Origin of the sequence: Prosthecomicrobium pneumaticum, from assembly GCF_014199915.1 — a bacterium.
GTDB lineage: Bacteria > Pseudomonadota > Alphaproteobacteria > Rhizobiales > Kaistiaceae > Prosthecomicrobium > Prosthecomicrobium pneumaticum.
Window position 1 is genome coordinate 654,553 of sequence record NZ_JACHOO010000001.1, and the last position, 17,679, is coordinate 672,231.

Genomic DNA, 17,679 nt, shown 5'->3' on the forward strand with positions numbered 1-17,679 from the left:
CGAGAGGGGGCAGAAGCCCCCCGGGAACACCTCCAAAGAACGAAGACCCCTTCCAGAGTCGGAACCAGAGGCATTTCATGTCAAAGCTAAGGATGCTCGCACTCTCGTCGGCCCTGTTGGCCGGCACGCTGCTGCCGCTGCTTCCAGCCGCGGCGCAGTCGCCCAGCGAAACGCTCATCGTCGCCGGCCCGCGCACGCCGGAATCGCTCGAGCTCGAATACCCCTCGACCGAGGCCGTGCAGGAAGCCCGCAAGAACGTCTACGAGCGGCTGCTCGCCTATGAGATGAAGCCGAACGAAGACGGCGTGATGGTCGAGAACTTCGACAAGCTGACCGGCGCGCTCGCCAAGTCCTGGGAGGTCTCGCCGGACCGCACCTCGATCACCTTCCACCTGACGGATGCGAAGAGCCACGCCGGCAACACGCTCTCCGCCGACGACGTGATGTGGACCTTCGAACGCGGCTGGACGCTCAAGGGCACCTTCTACTGGTACATGCACCAGATGCTGAAGATCCAGGACTTCAGCGCCTTCCAGAAGGTCGACGACCACACCGTCAAGGTGACGCTGCCCGGCCCCTCGCCGCTGATCGAGCGGCTGTGGGTCAATTCCGACCTCGGCATCATCGACGCGACCGAGGCGAAGAAGCACCTCACCGACGAGGACCCCTGGGGCACCAAGTGGCTGAGCACCAACACGGCCTCCTTCTCGCCCTACAAGGTGACCACCTTCACGCCCGGCCGCGAGATCGTCTATGAGGCGAACGAGGCCTATTACCGCGGCGCGCCGACGCTGAAGAAGATCATCTTCCGCGAGATCCCGACCTCGGCCAACCGTGTCGCGGCGCTGCAGGCGGGCTCGATCGACGTCGCCGAATGGCTGCTGCCGCGCGAGCTGAACCTTCTCGAGAAGGCTCCGGGCGTCAAGGTCTGGAAGGTGTTCGGCAACTACATCCACCGTGTCGACCTGACCAACACCATCGAGCCCTTCACCGACAAGCGCGTCCGCCAGGCGCTCAACTATCTCGTCCCGCGCGACCAGATCGAGAAGAGCGTCTATTACGGCACCGCCCGGCCGACGAAGAGCCCCGTCTCGGAGATCTATCCGGGCTTCACCGACGCGTTCTTCAAGTATTCCGAGGACGTCGAGAAGGCGAAGGCGCTGCTCGCCGAGGCCGGCTATGCGAACGGCTTCAAGACCGAGCTCGGCTACCGCACCGGCGACGAGATCGAGGAGCAGATCGCGATCATCCTGAAGACCTCGTTCGCCCGCGCCGGCGTCGACCTCCAGCTCTCGAAGCTGCCGAGCTCGACCCTCGTCGAGCGCTATACGAGCGGCAAGATCCCGGCCTACTTCCTGCGTGACATGGCGATCGTCCCCGACGCCGCCTATGTCACCAATCTCTGGCTGAACAGCCAGTCGCTTGTCGATTTCTCGCGCTACAAAAACCCCGCGGTCGACACGCTGATCGACAAGAACCTCACCGCCACCGACGAAGCCGCCCGCCTCGCCGACATGAAGAAGGTGCAGGAAATGGTGGTCGACGACGCGCCCTGGGTGTTCCTGTTCAACCCCGGTTACCAGCTCGCCACCCGCGCCAATGTGAGCGGCACCTCCTGGTACACGCCGAACGGCAACGCCTGGTTCGACTACAAGAAGAACTGAGCCGACCGATCCGCGGACGGGTCCTCCGGGACCCGTCCGTCACGCGTGTCTCGTCCTCCTGAGAAGCGGGTGCCCGTCCATGCCGATCCGGGAATTCTGGCGCCGCCAGCCGCGCCTCCTGCGCATCCTCGCCGTCCGTCTCGCCCTCATCGTCCCGCAGATGTTCGGCGTGACCCTCGTCGCGTTCCTGCTGATCCGCCTGCTGCCCGGCGACCCGGCGCGGCTGATCCTCGGCAATTTCGCGACGGACGAATCGATCGCGCTCTACCGGCAGAAGCTCGGCCTCGACAAGGACGTCTGGACGCAGTTCGCGATCTATCTCGACAATGTTCTGCACGGCGATCTCGGCACGTCGCCCTTCACCTCGAAGCCGATCATCGAGGACCTTGCCGACCGGGCGCCCGCGACGCTCGAGCTGATCCTCTACGCGGTGATCTTCACCGTCGGCCTCGGCATCCTGATCGCCGTCGTCTCGGTGGTGAGGCGCGGCAGCGCCTTCGACTGGGGCGCCCGCGCCTATGGCTTCGCGGCCGGCGCCATCCCCGATTTCTGGGTCGCGCTCCTGCTCGTCTTCTTCCTCTATACCGTGCTCGGCTGGGCGCCGGCGCCGTTCGGCCGGATGGACCTGATGCTCGCGCCGCCGCCCCGCATCACCGGCTTCCTCACCATCGACGCGCTCTTCGCCGGCGACTGGGAGGCCTTCCGCTCCGCCGCCGGCCGGCTGATCCTGCCGGTCGCGACGATCACCATCGTCAATGCGGGCGCCGTCACGAAGATGACGCACAGCGTCTTTTCGGAGATCTGGGACGCCCCCTTCGTCGCGCATATGCGGGCCTGCGGCGTGCCGGAACGGCAGATCATCCGGGCGGCGCTCCGCAACAGCCTGCCGCCGATCATCAGCGTGTCGAGCTTCATTCTCGGCTTCCTGCTCGGCGCCGCTGTGCTCGTCGAGACGATCTTCTCCTGGGGCGGCCTCGGCCAGTATGCGGTGCAGGCCGTGATCAACAGCGATTACGCGGCGCTGCAGGGCTTCGTGCTCGTCGCCTCCGCCTTCATCCTCATCGTCTATTCGATCGCCGACATTCTCTACGAGATCGTCGATCCCCGGATCAGGACCTGACGGCGATGGCGCGGCGCTCCTCCTCCCTTCTGCGGCCCGGCCTGCTGATCGGCCTCGCCCTCCTCGCCGTGCAGTTCGTCGCGATCGTCTTCGCGCCGTGGATCGCCCCGTTCTCACCGATCGAGGCCAATCCGCTCGATTCGCTGCAGCCGCCCAATCTCGTCCACTGGCTCGGCACCGACGAGCTCGGCATGGACATCTTCTCGCGCATCGTCTTCGCGACGCGCGTCAACCTGCTGATCGGCTTCGCGGCCGTCGCCCTGTCGCTCGCCATCGGCGTGCCGGTCGGGGTGCTCGTCGGCTATTATCGCGGGCTCGGCGGCGCGCTCGTCATGCGCTTCTTCGATTTCATCCAGTCCTTCCCGGTCTTCGTGCTCGGCATGGCGCTCGTCGCCGTGCTCGGCCAGGAGATCTGGAGCGTCGTCATCGTGCTCTGCATGCTGTTCGTGCCGATGTTCGCGCGGATCGTGCGGGCCGAGGTGCTGTCGCTGCGCGAGCGGCCCTTCATCGCCGCGGCGCGCTGCAGCGGCGCCAACGATTTCGCGATCATGTTCCGGCACATCCTGCCGAACGCCATGACGCCGGTGATCGTCCAGGTCTCGGTGTCGATCGGCATGGCGATCCTGCTCACCGCCGGCCTCTCCTTCATCGGCGCCGGCGTGCGCCTGCCCTCGCCCGAATGGGGGCTGATGGTGAGCTCGGGGGCGCAGCAGATGATCCTCGGCATCTGGTGGGTGGCGCTCTTCCCCGGCCTCGCCATCGTGTTCTCGGTGCTCTCCTTCGCCCTTCTGTCCGACGAGGCGCAGCGCCTCGCCGACACCGCCCGTCGCAAGGAGGGCGCCCGATGAGCGCGTCGCCGGAAGCCCCCGTGATCGCACTCGAAGGCCTCACCGTCGGCTTCGGCGGGGCGCCCGTGCTCGACGGCATCGACCTCGAACTCCGCCCGCGTGAAATCTTCGGCGTGGTGGGCGAAACGGGTGCGGGCAAGTCGGTGCTCGCCCGCGCCATCCTCGGGCAACTGCCCCCGGGCGGCCGGATCGAGGCGGGCCGCATCCTCCTCGAGGGCCGGCCGATCGACGCGCTCGATGCGCCGCAAGCCGCCCGCTATCGCGGCGGCCGGGTGGCGCTGATCGGCACCAATGCCAAGGCGCTGCTCGATCCCGTCGCCCGGGTCGGCGACCAGATCGGCCGGGTGCTGCGCGCCCATGGCAAACCCGACGGCCGGACCGACCGCCGAAGCGTGCGCGACCGCGCGGTCGCCCTGATGCGCGAGGTCGGCATCAATGATCCGGAGCGGCGGGCGCGCGCCTATCCGCACGAGCTCTCCGGCGGCATGGCGCAGCGCATCGTCATCGCGATGGCCCTCGCCGGCGAGCCGGAGGTGCTGCTCGCCGACGATGCGACGCTCGGCCTCGACGCCACGGTGCAGGCGCAGGTGCTCGAACGGCTCGTCGAGCGCTCGCGCGAGCGCGGCCTCTCCGTGCTCCTCATCACCCATGACCTCGGCATCGTCCGGCACTATTGCGACCGGCTCGCCGTGATGCGCGGCGGCCGGCTCGTCGAGGTGAGCGAGGTGTCGCGCTTCATGGCACATCCGGCGGACGGCTACAGCCGCGACCTGCTCGCCGCGGCGCGGGCGCGCCCCGCTTTGCAGCCGCCGCGCAAGAGCGACGACCGCCCGCCGATCGTCGACGTGCGCGACCTCACCATGCACTTCCAGGTGCCCGGCTCGCCGCAGCCGATCCGCGCCGTCGACGGCATCAGCTTCTCGGTGGCGCCGGGCGAGACGCTCGCGCTCGTCGGCGAGAGCGGCTCGGGCAAGACGACAGCCGGGCAGTGCCTGCTGCGCCTCCTCGACAACACCGACGGCCGTATCGTCTTCGACGGGCGCGACATCACCGACATGAAGGAGGCCGCCTTCCGGCCGCTCCGCCGCCACATGCAGATGGTGTTCCAGGAGCCCTATGTGGCGCTCAATCCGCGCCGGCGGGTGCGCGACCTGCTCGCCGAGCCGCTCGCCCTCGTCGAGCCGATGACCGGCGCCGAGCGGGGGCGCCGGGTGGCGGAACTCCTCGCCGCGGTGAACCTCGATGCCGCCGTCGCCGACATCCGGCCCGGCGAGCTGACCGCGGGCGAACAGAAGCGCGTCGGCATCGCCCGCGCGCTCGCGACGAAGCCGCGCTTCGTCGTCTTCGACGAGCCGACCACCGCGCTCGACATCCGGGTCCGCGCCCAGATCATCGACCTGATCCGCGGCCTGCAATCGAGCATGAATCTCGCAGCGCTCTTCATCACCCACGATCTCAACTCGGTGCGCTCGCTCGCCCACCGGGTCGCGGTGATGCATCTCGGCAAGATCCTCGAACAGGGCGAGACCCGCGCGATCTTCGAGAGCCCGCGCGAGGATTATACGAGGAAGCTGCTGGCCGCCGAACTGCCGATCGACGCGGAGACGAGCGAACCGGCGAGCGCCGGGTCGGCCGCTTGAAGGCGCCGGCCGATCTCGGCGCGGCGGAGGGCCTTGCGCGCATCCGGGAGGGCTCGCTCACCGCCGTCGCCTGGACCGCCGCCTGCCTCGACCGGATCGCCACGGAGGAGCCGCGCATCCGCGCCTTCGCCGCGCTCGATCCGGAGGGGGCACTCGGCCGTGCCCGGGCGGTCGACCGGGGGACCGTTCCGCCCGGGCGGCTCGCCGGGCTGCCGATCGCCGTCAAGGACATCATCGACGTCGAGGGCCAGCCGACCGGCTTCGGTTCCGACCTGCCGATCGGTGCGGTCGCGGCGCGCGACGCCGGCATCGTCGCGCTGCTCCGGGCGGCCGGCGCGATCCCGCTCGGCAAGACCGAGACGGTCGAGTTCGCCGCGCTCGGCCGCATCCCGCCGACGCGCAACCCCCGCGATCCCGGCCGCACACCGGGCGGCTCCTCGTCGGGCTCGGCCGCGGCGGTCGCCGCCGGCATGGTGCCGCTCGCGCTCGGCACCCAGACCGGCGGCTCGCTCGTCCGCCCCGCCGCCTTCACCGGCGTTCATGCGCTCAAGCCGAGCCACGGCCTCGTCTCGCTCGACGGCGTGCATCCGCACGCGCCCTCGCTCGATTGCGTCGGCTGGCACGCCCGCTCGGTCGACGATCTCGCTCTCCTCGCCGAGGTCTGCGGCTTTCCGCCCGCCGCGGCGCGACCGGCCCGGCGCCTGCGCATCGCGGCCTGCCGCTCACCGGCCTGGAGCGCCGCTGCGCCCGACATGCGCGCCGCCTTCGAGGCGGCGCTCGGCACGCTGCGGCAAGCCGGCGTCGAGATCGTCGATCTCGACCTGCCGCCCGATTTCGATACGCTGGGGGAGACCCAGCTCGTACTGATGCGAGCCGAGGCGCAGGTGTCCTTCGCGCCCTGGCGCCGCCGCTGGGGGGCGCACATGCACCCCGACCTCGCGGCCATCCTCACGGAGGAAGCCCGCATTCCCCCCGCCCGGCGCGCCGCGGCGCAGGCGCATGCCGCGCTCTGCCGGATCGCCTTCGCCGAGATCATGGCCGGTGTCGACGCCGTCTTGGCGCCGGCGGCGATCGGCGAGGCGCCGCCCTTCGGGACGGGCACCGGCTCGCCGGCGATGAACAGGATGTGGACCGTGCTGCAGGTGCCGATCGTCGCGCTGCCGATCGGCCGCGGCGCCGCCGGCCTGCCGCTCGGCGGGCAGCTCGTGGGCCCGCTCTATGGCGACAGAGACCTGCTCGCTATCGCCGGCCGGGTCGCGACCATCCTCGGCGCGCCGGCGGAGGCCGCCGACGGCACGGCTTGACCTTCCCGGCGCCGCCGACCGACAGTGTCGCCAGCAAGGCTTCGGGCGGTCATGGGTTCGAGAAGAGCGACGCTATCCGACATCGCGCGGCTCGCGGGGGTCTCCCGCAGCCTCGCCTCGCTCGCCATCCGTGGCGAGGGGCCGGTCAATGCCGAGACGCGGAAGCGCATCATGGCCGCCGCCGCGCAGCTCGACTACCGGCCGAACCTCGTCGCCCGCTCGCTCGCCTCGGCGGATGCGAAATATCTCGGCATCGTGGTCGGCGAGATCGAGAACCCGCTGCAGGCCGAGATCGCCAAGATCGCCAGCCTGCTCGCCCGCGAGCACGGCTACAGCGCGCTCGTTTCGATCGACGCCGACACGGACGAGAACGCCGAGGAAGCGATCCGCACCCTGATCGCCCATCGCGTGTCGGGCGTGCTCGCGATCGGCGCGCCGTTCGAGAAGCCGGCGATCGCCGAGGTCGCCGGCTGGATTCCGATGGTCTATGTCGGCCGGCTGCTGAAGATCGTCGCCGTCGACGCGGTCACCACCGACGACATCAGCGGCGGCCGGCTCGCGGTCGATCATCTCGTCCAGCTCGGCCACCGGCGAATCGCCCATATCGATGGCGGCGCCTCGCCGGGCGCCGAGCGCCGCCGCTCCGGCTATCGTGACGGCATGGCGGCACACGGGCTCGACCGGCATATACGGGTCGTCGCGGGCGCCTATACGATCGATGCCGGCGCCGCCGGAGCGCGCGCCCTGCTCGCCGATTCGGAGTGGCGCCCGACCGCCGTCTTCGCCTCCAACGACATGGCGGCGATCGGCCTGATCAACGAGGCGCTCCGTCTGGGGCTCTCCGTGCCGGGCGATCTTTCGGTCGTCGGCTATGACGACGTCACCCTCGCCGGCACCGAGACGCTGTCGCTCACCACCATTCACCAGTCGGCCCGCGACCTCGCGACGAGCGGCATCAAGGCGATGATGGAGCGGCTCGCCGCGCCCGACGCGCCGGTGCGCAAGGTGCTCGTGCCGCCCCGCCTCGTCGCCCGCCGCAGCACCGGCGCGGCGAGCGCCAAATCGGCGGCGTGACGGCCGGCGGTCGCCGTCTGCGCTCAGCCGCCTTTGCGGATCGCGTAGTGACGCGCCAGTCCCGCGGTAACGGCGAACCAGGCCGAATTCTTCATCCGCTCCTGATGCGCCGCGAAGGCGGCCTCGTCCACGAAGCTCTCCGAGACCAGAAGCCGCCCCGGCGGGTCAACGCTCCAGCGGAGCTCGAACGTCAGGCACCCGGGCTCGGCGCGCGACAGGGCGACGTGCTCCGCCAGCGCCGCGGCCACGCCGGCCCGCCGTTCCTCCGGCACGTCGATATGGCCGTCGAGATGGATGGTCGGATCGTTCATGTGTCGCTCCCCCTCGGTCCTCCGCTCTCGATAGACCGCGGCATCCGCGATGGCGAGCCTGCAGCCGGCCGTCGTCCGATCGTCACAGAGCCGCCCCGCCCCCTTGACATCCCGCGCGCGGAAGCGTGTTGTGTCGCTATTGGAGCGCTCCAATAAGGCCGCGATCGAAACCGGCGGAGGCGCTCCGAAAGCGATGTCGGGAACTAGGGCCGGCTCCGCCGGGAGCCTCGATCGGGAGAAAGAGATGATCAGAACGCCAGTCCGCGCCGCGGCACTTCTCGCCGCGACGCTCGCGATGGCCGCGCCCGCCATGGCGCAGACGCAGGTGAACGTGGTCGGCTTCGGTGCCGGCTTCGTCTGGGCCGACCTCTTCGGGCCGTCGGGCACCGAGAAGACCCAGAAGCTCCTCGACTTCGAGAAGAAGGAGGGGATCACCATCAACATGGAATTCGCCGACGAAGAGGTGGCACGCCAGAAGGTGCTGCTCGACCTCGTCAACGGCACCGGCAATTACGATCTCGTCATGCTCGGCAGCGACGGCGCCGTGCAGACCTTCTCGGCGGCCGGCTATCTCGAGCCGCTCGACGGCCATCTCGACAGCGCCAAGGATTACTTCGACGCCTCGAAGGTCTACAAGCCCTTCCTGGAGGCGAACACGGTCGACGGCAAGCTGTGGGCGCTGCCCTATTATTCCTTCGGCGCCGGTGTCGTCTATCGCAAGGACATCTTCGACAAGTACGGCATCACCGAGTTCCCGAAGACCACGGAAGGGCTCGAGACCGCGCTGCAGACGATCAAGGACGGCCTCGCCAAGGACGGCGTGACCGACGTCTATCCGCTCACCATGCGCGGCGCGCCGGGCGAGGAACCGACCCTCGATCTCGCCGGCTTCGTCTATGCCTATGCCGGCTATCCGGCCTGGTTCGAGGGCGGCGCCGATACGCCCGCCGCGATCAAGGAGAAGAAGGCGAAGCCGATCTTCACCGGCGATTTCAAGCCGGGCTTCGACACCTTCGTGCGCTGGGCGAAGACCTTCGGCCCTCCGGGCATCGCCACCCACACCTGGGTCGACATGATGAACCTCTACGCCCAGGGCAAGGCGGTCGTGCTGATGCCCTCGGCGATCAACGCCTTCGCCGGCATCCCCGGTTCCAACGTGCCCGAGGTCAAGGAGCACAGCGCCTTCGCGCCGAGCCCCACCGGCCCGTCCGGCAAGGCGGTGCAGAGCTTCTGGACCTTCTCGATCGGCGTCTCGAACTTCTCGAAGGACAAGGACGCCGCCTACAAGGCACTCGCCTTCATGACGAGCGAATCCGCCATGAACGCCTTCGCCGAGCAGATCGGCTGGCCCTACACGACCTATCCCTCGATCATGCACGGCCCGGTGCTGACGGCGAAGTGGCCGAAGACGATGCTCGACCAGATCGAGGCCTCCTTCACCGACGCCGACCCGCACTACTTCCCCTACATCCCCGAACTGACCGAGTTCATGAACCAGGTCGGCACGGCGGCCTCGGAGGCGATCGCCGGCACGAAGACCGAGGATCAGGCGCTTTCGGACCTGCAGGGCTGGGCCGAGGAGCGCATGGACCGCGCGGGCTACTACAAGTGACCCTCTCGAGCGGCGCCCTCACGGCGCCGCTCCCCTCGCGGGAGCGGAAAGAAGGAAAGACGATGCTCGACTGGCGCTTCTGGTTCGTCGCGCCGATGGTGCTGGCGCTCGGGATCGTCGTGCTGTTCCCGTCCGGCTATCTCGTCTGGATGAGCCTGACCCACTGGCTCGTCACCGATCCGAACGTCTATTTCGACGGCATCGGCAATTTCCGCGTCCTCTTCCGCTCGGCCGAGTTCTCGTCCGCCATCGGCGTGACGGCGATCTATCTCGTCGCCTCGACCGCGGCGATGCTCGCCTTCTCGCTCGGCCTCGCGCTCGCCTTCCGCAGCCCGCGGACGCCCGGGGCGCTCCGCTCGATCGTCATCATGCCGCTCGTCATCCCGCCCGTCGTCGCCGGCTTCACCTGGCGCTTCCTGATGAATGGAGAGATGGGCTTCATCGGCGCCTTCCTTTTGCCCGAGATCGGCATCCGCACCAACATGCTCGCCGACCCGACGGGCGCGATGATCTCGATCGTCATCGCCGACGTCTGGAGCCGCGCGCCCTTCATGTTCCTGATCTTCCTCGCCGCGCTGCAGAGCATCCCGCGCGACTATTACGAGGCGATCCGGCTCGACGGCGCCAACCGATTGCAGGAATTTCTGCACGTCACCCTGCCGATGATCCGGCCGGCGATCGTCGTCGCCCTGCTCTTCCGCGTCATCGATGCGCTCAACACCTTCGAGCTGATCTATGTGATGACGAAGGGCGGCCCCGGCCGGGCGACGCAGACCCTGTCGCTGTTCGGCTGGAAGACGGCCTTCCAGAACTTCGATTTCGGCCTTGCCGCCGCGCTCGGCGTCGTCATGGTGGTCGTCACCACGGTCTGCGCCTCGATCGTCTACCGCCGCTTCCTGAGGGCGCCCGCATGACCGCCGCCGACGAACCGAAAGGGCCGCTCTCCGTCCGCCTCGCGCGGGGCCTCTTCACCCTCTTCGCCCTCGCCTTCGTGCTCCTGCCGATCGCCTGGCTGGCGCTCGGCTCGCTGAAGACGCGGAACGAAGCGCTCGCCCTGCCGCCGCAACTCTTCTTCACCCCGAGTTTCGAGGCCTATACGGCGATCGTCTCGAAGGGCTTTCTCGGCGCCTTCGGCAACAGCCTGACGATCGCGCTCACCAATGTCGTGCTCACGCTGCTGCTCGGCACGCCCGCCGCCTTCGCCCTCGCCCGGATGAGCGGCAAGGTGCAGGACAATCTCTCCTTCTGGGTCATCTCGATCCGGATGGCGCCGCTCTTCTCGGTGATCCTGCCGCTCTATGTGCTCTTCAAGGGGCTCGGCCTGCTCGACACCAAGATCGCCGTGTCGCTCGCCCATCTGACCCTCACCCTGCCGCTCGCGGTGTGGATGCTGCTCACCTATTTCCGCTCCATCCCCGAGGAGCTCGACCAGGCGGCGATGCTCGACGGCGCGAGCCATCTCCAGATCCTGACCAAGATCGTCGTGCCGATCGCCCGGCCGATGCTCGCCTCGGTCGCCATCGTCGTCTTCATCTTCTCCTGGAACGAGTTCCTGCTCGCCTTCATCCTCACCGCCCGCGGCGCCCAGACCGTGCCCGTCGCTGTCGCCTCGCTCGCCGGGACGATGTCGTTCGACTGGCCGCTGATCGCCGCCGTCTCGATCTGCTCGATGATCCCGGCGCTGATCTTCGTCGGCTTCGCGCAGCGCCACATCGTCGCCGGTCTCGCTTCGGGAGCCGTCAAATGAACATGCACGTCGTGATCACCGGCGCCGCCGGCGGCATCGGCCGGGCGCTGTCCGAGGGTTTCCTCGCCGCGGGCTGGCTCGTCACCGGGCTCGACCGCGCCGAAACCGCGCTGAGGACATCCCGCTACCGCCACCGGCGGATCGACATCACCGACGAGGCGGCGCTCGACGCCGCCCTTGCCGAGGCCTGGGAGCGCTCGCCGGTCTCGACCGTGTTCGGCAACGCCGCGCTCACCGATTTCGATCATCTCGCTGCGGTCGACCTGCCCTATGAACGCTGGCAGCGCATCCTCCGGGTCAATGTCGACGGCGCCTTCCTGACCGGGCGTCTCGCCGGCCGGCGCATGGCGGCCCAGGGCTTCGGCAACATCGTCTTCGTCACCTCCTCGCTCGCCTTCCTCGATCAGGCGAAGGCGAACGACGCGCCCTATTGCGCCTCGAAGGCGGCGGTCGAGATGCTGATGCGGGTGCTGGCGCAGGAGCTCGCGCCGCGGGTCAACGTCAACACGCTGTTTCCGAGCGTCAAGGTGGACACCGGCTTCTTCGCCCATCTGTCGCCGGCGGAACGCGCCGACCTCGCCCGGCCCGACATCCTCAACGAGGCCGCCCTCGCCCTCGCCGCCCTGCCGCCCGGCGTGCTCTCCGGTGTCTCGGTCGATCAGGAACGGTTCGATCGCGACCCCGCCTATCGCGCCGCCCTCGTCACCGCGGACGAGGAGGTGATGGCGTGAGCGGTCCGCTCTTCCTCGAGGCCGGGCGGGCGACCCTGCCCGAGATCCGCGATTTCGTCGCGCGCGTGCCCTTCGCGATCGTGCCGCTCGGCTCGACCGAGCAGCACGGGCCGCATCTGCCGACATCGACCGACACGCTGATCGCCGAGCGGATGGCGCTCGAAACGGCGCGGCTGAGCCGCGGCCTCGTCGTGCCGGCGCTGCCGCTCGGCTATGCCTGGGTCTGGCGCGACATCCCCGGCACGCTGACCCTCTCCTTCGACACCTATATGCGCGTCGTCCGGGACATCGCCGACAGCCTCGACCGCTGGGGCATCAAGGCGGTCTTCTTCATCTCCGGCCACGGCTCCAACCCGCAGCCGCTCAAGCATGCGCTGCGCGAGCTGATCCACGACCGGCTCGGCATCCGGATGCTCTACGGCATGTATGGCGGACTGAAGGAGATGACCGCCGAGGCGACATCGAAGCCCTGGGCGGACGACTTCCACGCCGAGGAGATCGAGACCGCGCTGATGCTCGCCATCGCGCCCGATCTCGTCCATATGGACCGTGCCGCGCCCGACTATCCGCCCGTGCCGGCCGATTACGGCAGGTCCGAGCTTTCGATGGGCGATTTCATGCGTTCGGGCGTGTTCGGCGACCCGACGCCGGCGACGCGCGACAAGGGCGAACGCTGGATCGCGCTCGGCGCGGCGCGTTCCGCGGCGCTGTGGACGGGCTTCCTCGCCCGCCACGGACTGATCACCGGAGAGGCCTAGATGACCGAAATCATGACCGTCCACGGTCCGATCACCCCGGACCAGCTCGGCGTCACCGACTATCACGAGCATCTCTATGTCGAGCCGCCGTCCTGGCTGCACAGCCGCGATCCCGACTTCGCGCTCGACTCGGTCGAGAAGTCGGCCGAGGAGCTGAAGACCTTCGCCGCCGCCGGCGGCCGCACGCTCTGCGAACTGACCGCCGTCGACTTCGGCCGCAATGTCGGGAAGATCAAGGCGATCGCCGACCTTGTGCCGGAGGTCAATGTGATCATGACCGCCGGCTACAACCGGCCGCATTATATGGGCCGCTGGGCGCATTCCGTTTCCGAAGCCGACATGATCCGCGACACGGTGCGCGACTGCCTCGTCGGCATCGACGGCACGGAGATCAAGGCCGGCATCATCAAATGCGGCACGGAATACAACAATTTCAACGACATCGCGCAGAAGCTCGTGCGCGTCGCGGCGGCCGCCCACAAGGAGACCGACCGCCCGGTCATCACCCACACGACGGCCGGCACGATGGGCTACGAACAGTCCGGCCTGCTGATCGAGAAGGGCGTCCCGGCGCATCGCATCGCGCTGTCGCACATGGACCGCAATCTCGACCTGCCCGACCACAAGCGGATCGCCGCGCTCGGCGTCTATCTCGGCTATGATTCCTTCGGCAAGTCCAAGTACGGCCCGGAGAGCCGGCGCATCGCGGCGCTGCGCGAGATGATCGACAGCGGCCATGGCGAGCGGCTGCTGATCGGCAACGATCTCGGCCGGCCGAGCTATTGGCGCGCCTATGGCGGCGGCCCCGGTCTCGATTATGTTCTGACCGATTTCCGCAAGCGCCTCCTCGCCGAGGGCTTCACCGAGGCCGAACTCACCATGCTGCTCGTCGACAATCCGCGCCGCTTCTTCGCCGGCGAGCTCTGAGCCGGCCTTGAGCGCGATCTCCGACGCCACGCTCGGCATCGACATCGGCACCTCCGCCGTCAAGGTGGTGGCCGTCGGCGCGGACGGGCGCGTGCGCGCCCGCGCCAGCCGGCCCTATCCGATGGCGACACCGGCGCCGGGCCATGTCGAGCAGGCGCCGGAGGACTGGTGGCGCGCGACCGCGGCGGCGGTCGCCGAGGTGGTGGCGGCGGTCGGCGCCGGCGCGATCGCCGGCATCGGCCTCTCCGGCCAGTTGAACGGCGTCGTGCTGATGGATACCGAGGACCGGCCGCTCGGGCCGGCCCTGATCTGGCTCGATACCCGCGCCGCCGCGGTCGCCGCCGACCTCGCCGCCCGCCACGGCCCTCTGCTGCGCGAAGCGGCCGCGACCGAGCTGACCGCCATCGCCGTGCTCTCGAAGCTCGCCTGGCTCGCCCGCCATGCGCCGGAACGGCTCGGCGCGGCGAAGCGGGCGCTGCTCGTCAAGGACTACATTCTCTGGCGGCTGACCGGCACGGTCGCGACGGACCCCTCCGACGCCTCGGCGACCGGGCTGATGGACGTGCGCCGCCTCGACTGGACCGGCGCGCTCTGCGAGGCCGCGGGCATTGCGCCCGCCCTGCTGCCGCCGATCCGGCCCTCGCTCGCGATCGCCGGTGCCATCACGTCGGACGCCGCGGCCGCGACCGGCCTCGCCGCCGGCACTCCGGTCGCGCCGGGCGGCGGCGATGTCGCGGCGCTCGCGGTCGGCTGCGGCGTCGTCGAGGAGGGCGTGCTCGGCGTCACGCTCGGCACGGCCGGCCATGTCGTGCTGTCGGCCCGCAGCCTGCCGGAGATCGGCCGCGAGCCCGGCTTCTGGCCGATCACCCATGCCGATCCGGCGCGCACCATCTGGCTCGGCCTCGTGATGAGCGGCGGCCTCAGCCTCTCCTGGCTGCACAGGACGCTCTCCACCGGCGATCCGGCCCGGCTCGCCTTTCCCGCGATGACCGCGCTCGCCGAGGGCGTGCCGCCCGGTGCGCGCGGCGTCTCCTTCGTGCCCTTTCTCGAGGGCTCGGCGACACCGGCGCCCGAGGCCGCCGCCCGCGCCGGCTTCTCCGGCCTCTCTTCGGCGCATGGCGCGCCGGAGATGGTGCAGGCGGTGATGGAGGGCGTCGCCTTCAACGTGAAGGACTGCGTCGCGATGTTCGAGCGGCTCGGCGGCACGGTGCGCGAGGTGCGCGTCGCCGAGGGCGGCGCCCGCGTCGACCGCTGGTGCCGGATCATCGCCGATGTGCTCGAACGGCCCGTCGTGCGCATCGAGGAGCTCGACGCCTCGAGCGTCGGCGCCGCGCTGATGGCGCAGGTCGCGGTCGGCTGGGGCGGTCTCGAGGCGGTGGTCGCCCGCACGGTCGCGAACGGCACCGCCTTCACGCCGACAGAGGCGCATTTCGAGGCTTGCCGCGCCGCCTATCGCCGCTATCGTCGCCGCGCCGCGACGGAGATCGCCTTCGCCCGGTCGGACGCCGACTGACCCCCCGTCCTTCCCACCGGCCGGACCGCCCACGCGGACGGCCTCCCATTGCGCCAAAAAGGAGAAGTTCCATGTCGATCAAGCGGCTCGAGGTCGGCCCCCGGATGAGCCAGGCCGTGATCCACGGCAATGTCGTCTATCTCGCCGGACAGGTCGGCAAGGATGGCGAGGACGTCGCCGCGCAGACCCGCTCGGCGCTCGCCGAGGTCGACCGGCTGCTGGCACTCGCCGGCTCGAACAAGTCGAAGATCCTGTCGGCCACGATCTGGCTCGCCGACATCGCGGATTTTGCCGAGATGAACAGTGTGTGGGACGCCTGGGTCGACCCGCAGAACACCCCGGCCCGGGCGACCGGCGAGGCGAAGCTCGCCGCGCCGCGCTACAAGGTCGAGGTGATCGTCACCGCCGCGCTCGACTGAGCCGCACGCCGATCAAGATGGGCGGCCCCTCTGGAGGGGGCCGCCGCATTCTCTGCGCTCAGGCGGCCAGCCGCTGCGCCGCGTGCTTGAGCGGCTCCTCGGTGATGACGAGGTCGTCCTCGAGGCTGCGGGTCGGGGTGATGCCGAGCGTCTTCAGCGTCGCGTGATAGGCACGCACCGCCTCGTCGGGCGCGATGTCGCCTTCCGCCACGCGGCGCATCATGGCGACGATCGTCGTCTGCGATTCGGCGAGGTTGATCTTGCGGCCGAACAGCGCGAGCCGCCCGCCATAGCGCTCGGTCTGGGCGATCAGTTCGAAGGTGTCGCGCGTCGTGCCGGCGCCGCCGCCGAGCACGCCGACGACGAGATCGGGATCGAAGGAGGCGAGCTCCTCGAGCGCCGCCGGCCCGTTGAACGGGATTTTGAGGAATTGCGGCCGGTCGGCCTTCGTCACGCCGCCGAGCACGCGCAGGATGTTGTCGTTGACGAACTCCGCCGCCGCGGCGCGGTCGAGCCCGCAATCGACGTTCGGATTGAACACTTCGAGGAAGTATTTGAAGCCGTTGCGGGCCGCGTCCTCGCGGAAGGCGGCGAAGGCCTCGCCGGCGGCGAGATCCATCTCGACATCGTTGACGAAGGTCATCGAATAGAGGCCGAGATCGGTGCCGGTCACCGGCTTCGTCGGATCGGGATCGAGCCCGCCATGCATGATGCGCGGCAGGCTCGCGGTGCGATGCGGCCGCGACGGCGCCCTGGTGTAGCGCTGGTGACGCACGCCGCCCCAGCAATCGGTCGCATCATTGGCGCGGATCGCAGGTTTCACCCGGCTGTTCGCGAACACGCCGCGCTCCTGCAGCAGTTCGAGATTGGAGGCCGAGACGAGCATGATGTCGACGACGTCCTGCGCGACGATCTCGGCGATCTGGTCGAGGAACTCGGCGCGCGTGCGATAGCGGCTCCATGAACCGTCCTTGCCGCGATGGGGCGCCGTCGCGGTCACGCCCGATCCCATGTCGCCATCCTTCGCATCGGCGATCACGAAATCGCTCCGCCGGTATTGGCCGGCGCGAATGCGGGCGAGCTTCTCCTCGAGGCGGGTCACAGCCGTTTCCTTCCGATGATCGAGCCGGACGCTCGCCGGCCTTGGGCGCTGGTGTCGTGGCGATGGAGACCCGAGCGGCCGGACACCACGGCACGCCAGATCGGATGACGCCCCTTCTCTATCATGATCAAACTCTACCAATCCAGAGCAAACTATCTTCCAAAGCCTGTCATATGGGTGGTGATGACCCTCGGCAGACCCAGGGACGGTTCGGGCAGGAGCCGCCCCCGCCACGCCAGAGCACCCGTCACCCCGGCCTCCGTGCCGGGGTCCATAATCGTGACGCGCGAGGACCGAACGCCGCTGCCTCCCCCAACACACCCTTCATCCGGGGCGGGACGAAGCGCAGACCCCGGGACCCACGTGCAGAGCTCGGGCTGCTCCCCTGCCCCGCCACGCGAGCGCCGCCCGGCTTGATGGGTCCCGGCTTCCGCCGGGATGACGGATGGAGAGGGCGTACCCAGAACACCAACCGGCACGATTATGGATGCCGGCACGGAGGCCGGCATGACGGGTGGAGGGGGCTGTTCGAAAGAACAGGCAGAAGGGGCCGTGGAGCAGCCGGCGGGGTCCCGGAGCAGCGGACTCCCTACCCCCTATGGGACCACAAGGGGCGAGGATCGAGGTGGGGGTGACGGCGCCGAGGCCGAAGGCCCGCCACGCCAGAGCACCCGTCACCCCGGCCTCCGTGCCGGGGTCCATAATCGTGACGCGCGAGGACCGAACGCCGCTGTCTCCCCCCACACACCCTTCATCCGGGGCGGGACGAAGCGCAGACCCCGGGACCCACGTGCAGAGCTCGGGCTGCTCCCCGCCCCGCCACGCGAGCGCCGCCCGGCTTGATGGGTCCCGGCTTCCGCCGGGATGACGGATGGAGAGGGCGTACCCAGAACACCAACCGGCACGATT

Annotated in this window: 16 protein-coding genes; 14 read left to right on the plus strand and 2 right to left on the minus strand. The window is 69.4% G+C overall.

Features of this window, described 5'->3' with window-relative positions; translation table 11 throughout:
• The first annotated feature begins 77 nt into the window (after positions 1–77).
• From GGQ63_RS03005 to GGQ63_RS03030, 6 genes are all read left to right on the plus strand, one after another.
• A complete protein-coding gene (locus tag GGQ63_RS03005; protein WP_183852323.1) occupies positions 78–1,664 on the plus strand; it encodes an ABC transporter substrate-binding protein in 1,587 nt (528 codons plus the stop codon).
• 79 nt (positions 1,665–1,743) lie between these two features.
• Positions 1,744–2,784 (plus strand): ABC transporter permease, encoded by a 1,041-nt coding sequence (locus tag GGQ63_RS03010; RefSeq protein WP_210308350.1) that lies wholly within the window; start codon positions 1,744–1,746, stop codon positions 2,782–2,784.
• Between the two features lie 5 nt (positions 2,785–2,789).
• The gene (locus GGQ63_RS03015) at positions 2,790–3,632 is read left to right on the plus strand and encodes an ABC transporter permease (RefSeq protein ID WP_183852325.1); all 843 of its coding nucleotides are present in this window, start codon (positions 2,790–2,792) and stop codon (positions 3,630–3,632) included.
• Complete coding sequence (locus tag GGQ63_RS03020; protein WP_183852327.1) at positions 3,629–5,272, plus strand: ATP-binding cassette domain-containing protein; 1,644 nt, start codon at positions 3,629–3,631, stop codon at positions 5,270–5,272. The genes GGQ63_RS03015 and GGQ63_RS03020 overlap by 4 nt, the downstream gene beginning before the upstream one ends.
• Positions 5,269–6,576, plus strand: coding sequence for an amidase (locus tag GGQ63_RS03025; protein ID WP_183852329.1), 1,308 nt, complete (start codon positions 5,269–5,271; stop codon positions 6,574–6,576). The genes GGQ63_RS03020 and GGQ63_RS03025 overlap by 4 nt, the downstream gene beginning before the upstream one ends.
• 51 nt (positions 6,577–6,627) lie before the next feature.
• Positions 6,628–7,650 (plus strand): LacI family DNA-binding transcriptional regulator, encoded by a 1,023-nt coding sequence (locus tag GGQ63_RS03030; RefSeq protein WP_183852331.1) that lies wholly within the window; start codon positions 6,628–6,630, stop codon positions 7,648–7,650.
• A gap of 23 nt (positions 7,651–7,673) precedes the next feature.
• Here GGQ63_RS03030 and GGQ63_RS03035 read toward each other — a convergent pair whose 3' ends face one another.
• On the minus strand, positions 7,674–7,961 hold the full coding sequence (locus tag GGQ63_RS03035) for a putative quinol monooxygenase (protein WP_183852333.1): 288 nt from the start codon (positions 7,959–7,961) through the stop codon (positions 7,674–7,676).
• A 244-nt stretch (positions 7,962–8,205) separates the two neighbouring features.
• On the opposite strand from GGQ63_RS03035, the gene GGQ63_RS03040 reads away from it, so the two are divergent.
• From GGQ63_RS03040 to GGQ63_RS03075, 8 genes are all read left to right on the plus strand, one after another.
• Positions 8,206–9,573 carry an ABC transporter substrate-binding protein gene (locus tag GGQ63_RS03040; RefSeq protein WP_183852336.1) on the plus strand — a complete coding sequence of 456 codons (1,368 nt, stop codon included), beginning with the start codon at positions 8,206–8,208 and terminating at the stop codon, positions 9,571–9,573.
• Between the two features lie 62 nt (positions 9,574–9,635).
• Positions 9,636–10,487 carry a carbohydrate ABC transporter permease gene (locus tag GGQ63_RS03045; RefSeq protein ID WP_183852338.1) on the plus strand — a complete coding sequence of 284 codons (852 nt, stop codon included), beginning with the start codon at positions 9,636–9,638 and terminating at the stop codon, positions 10,485–10,487.
• Positions 10,484–11,320: a carbohydrate ABC transporter permease gene (locus GGQ63_RS03050; RefSeq protein ID WP_183852340.1), complete on the plus strand. Its 837-nt coding sequence runs from the start codon at positions 10,484–10,486 to the stop codon at positions 11,318–11,320. The genes GGQ63_RS03045 and GGQ63_RS03050 overlap by 4 nt, the downstream gene beginning before the upstream one ends.
• On the plus strand, positions 11,317–12,051 hold the full coding sequence (locus GGQ63_RS03055; RefSeq protein WP_183852342.1) for an SDR family oxidoreductase: 735 nt from the start codon (positions 11,317–11,319) through the stop codon (positions 12,049–12,051). The genes GGQ63_RS03050 and GGQ63_RS03055 overlap by 4 nt, the downstream gene beginning before the upstream one ends.
• A complete protein-coding gene (locus GGQ63_RS03060) occupies positions 12,048–12,809 on the plus strand; it encodes a creatininase family protein (RefSeq protein ID WP_183852344.1) in 762 nt (253 codons plus the stop codon). The genes GGQ63_RS03055 and GGQ63_RS03060 overlap by 4 nt, the downstream gene beginning before the upstream one ends.
• Positions 12,810–13,736 carry a phosphotriesterase family protein gene (locus GGQ63_RS03065; protein WP_183852346.1) on the plus strand — a complete coding sequence of 309 codons (927 nt, stop codon included), beginning with the start codon at positions 12,810–12,812 and terminating at the stop codon, positions 13,734–13,736. It abuts the gene before it with no gap.
• 7 nt (positions 13,737–13,743) lie between these two features.
• Entirely contained in the window at positions 13,744–15,249 is a 1,506-nt protein-coding gene (locus tag GGQ63_RS03070; RefSeq protein WP_183852348.1) for a xylulokinase, read from the plus strand.
• A gap of 71 nt (positions 15,250–15,320) precedes the next feature.
• The gene (locus GGQ63_RS03075; RefSeq protein ID WP_183852350.1) at positions 15,321–15,668 is read left to right on the plus strand and encodes a RidA family protein; all 348 of its coding nucleotides are present in this window, start codon (positions 15,321–15,323) and stop codon (positions 15,666–15,668) included.
• Between the two features lie 58 nt (positions 15,669–15,726).
• On the opposite strand, the gene GGQ63_RS03080 is transcribed toward GGQ63_RS03075, so the two are convergent.
• Complete coding sequence (locus GGQ63_RS03080; protein WP_183852352.1) at positions 15,727–16,770, minus strand: hypothetical protein; 1,044 nt, start codon at positions 16,768–16,770, stop codon at positions 15,727–15,729.
• Positions 16,771–17,679: the final 909 nt, after the last annotated feature.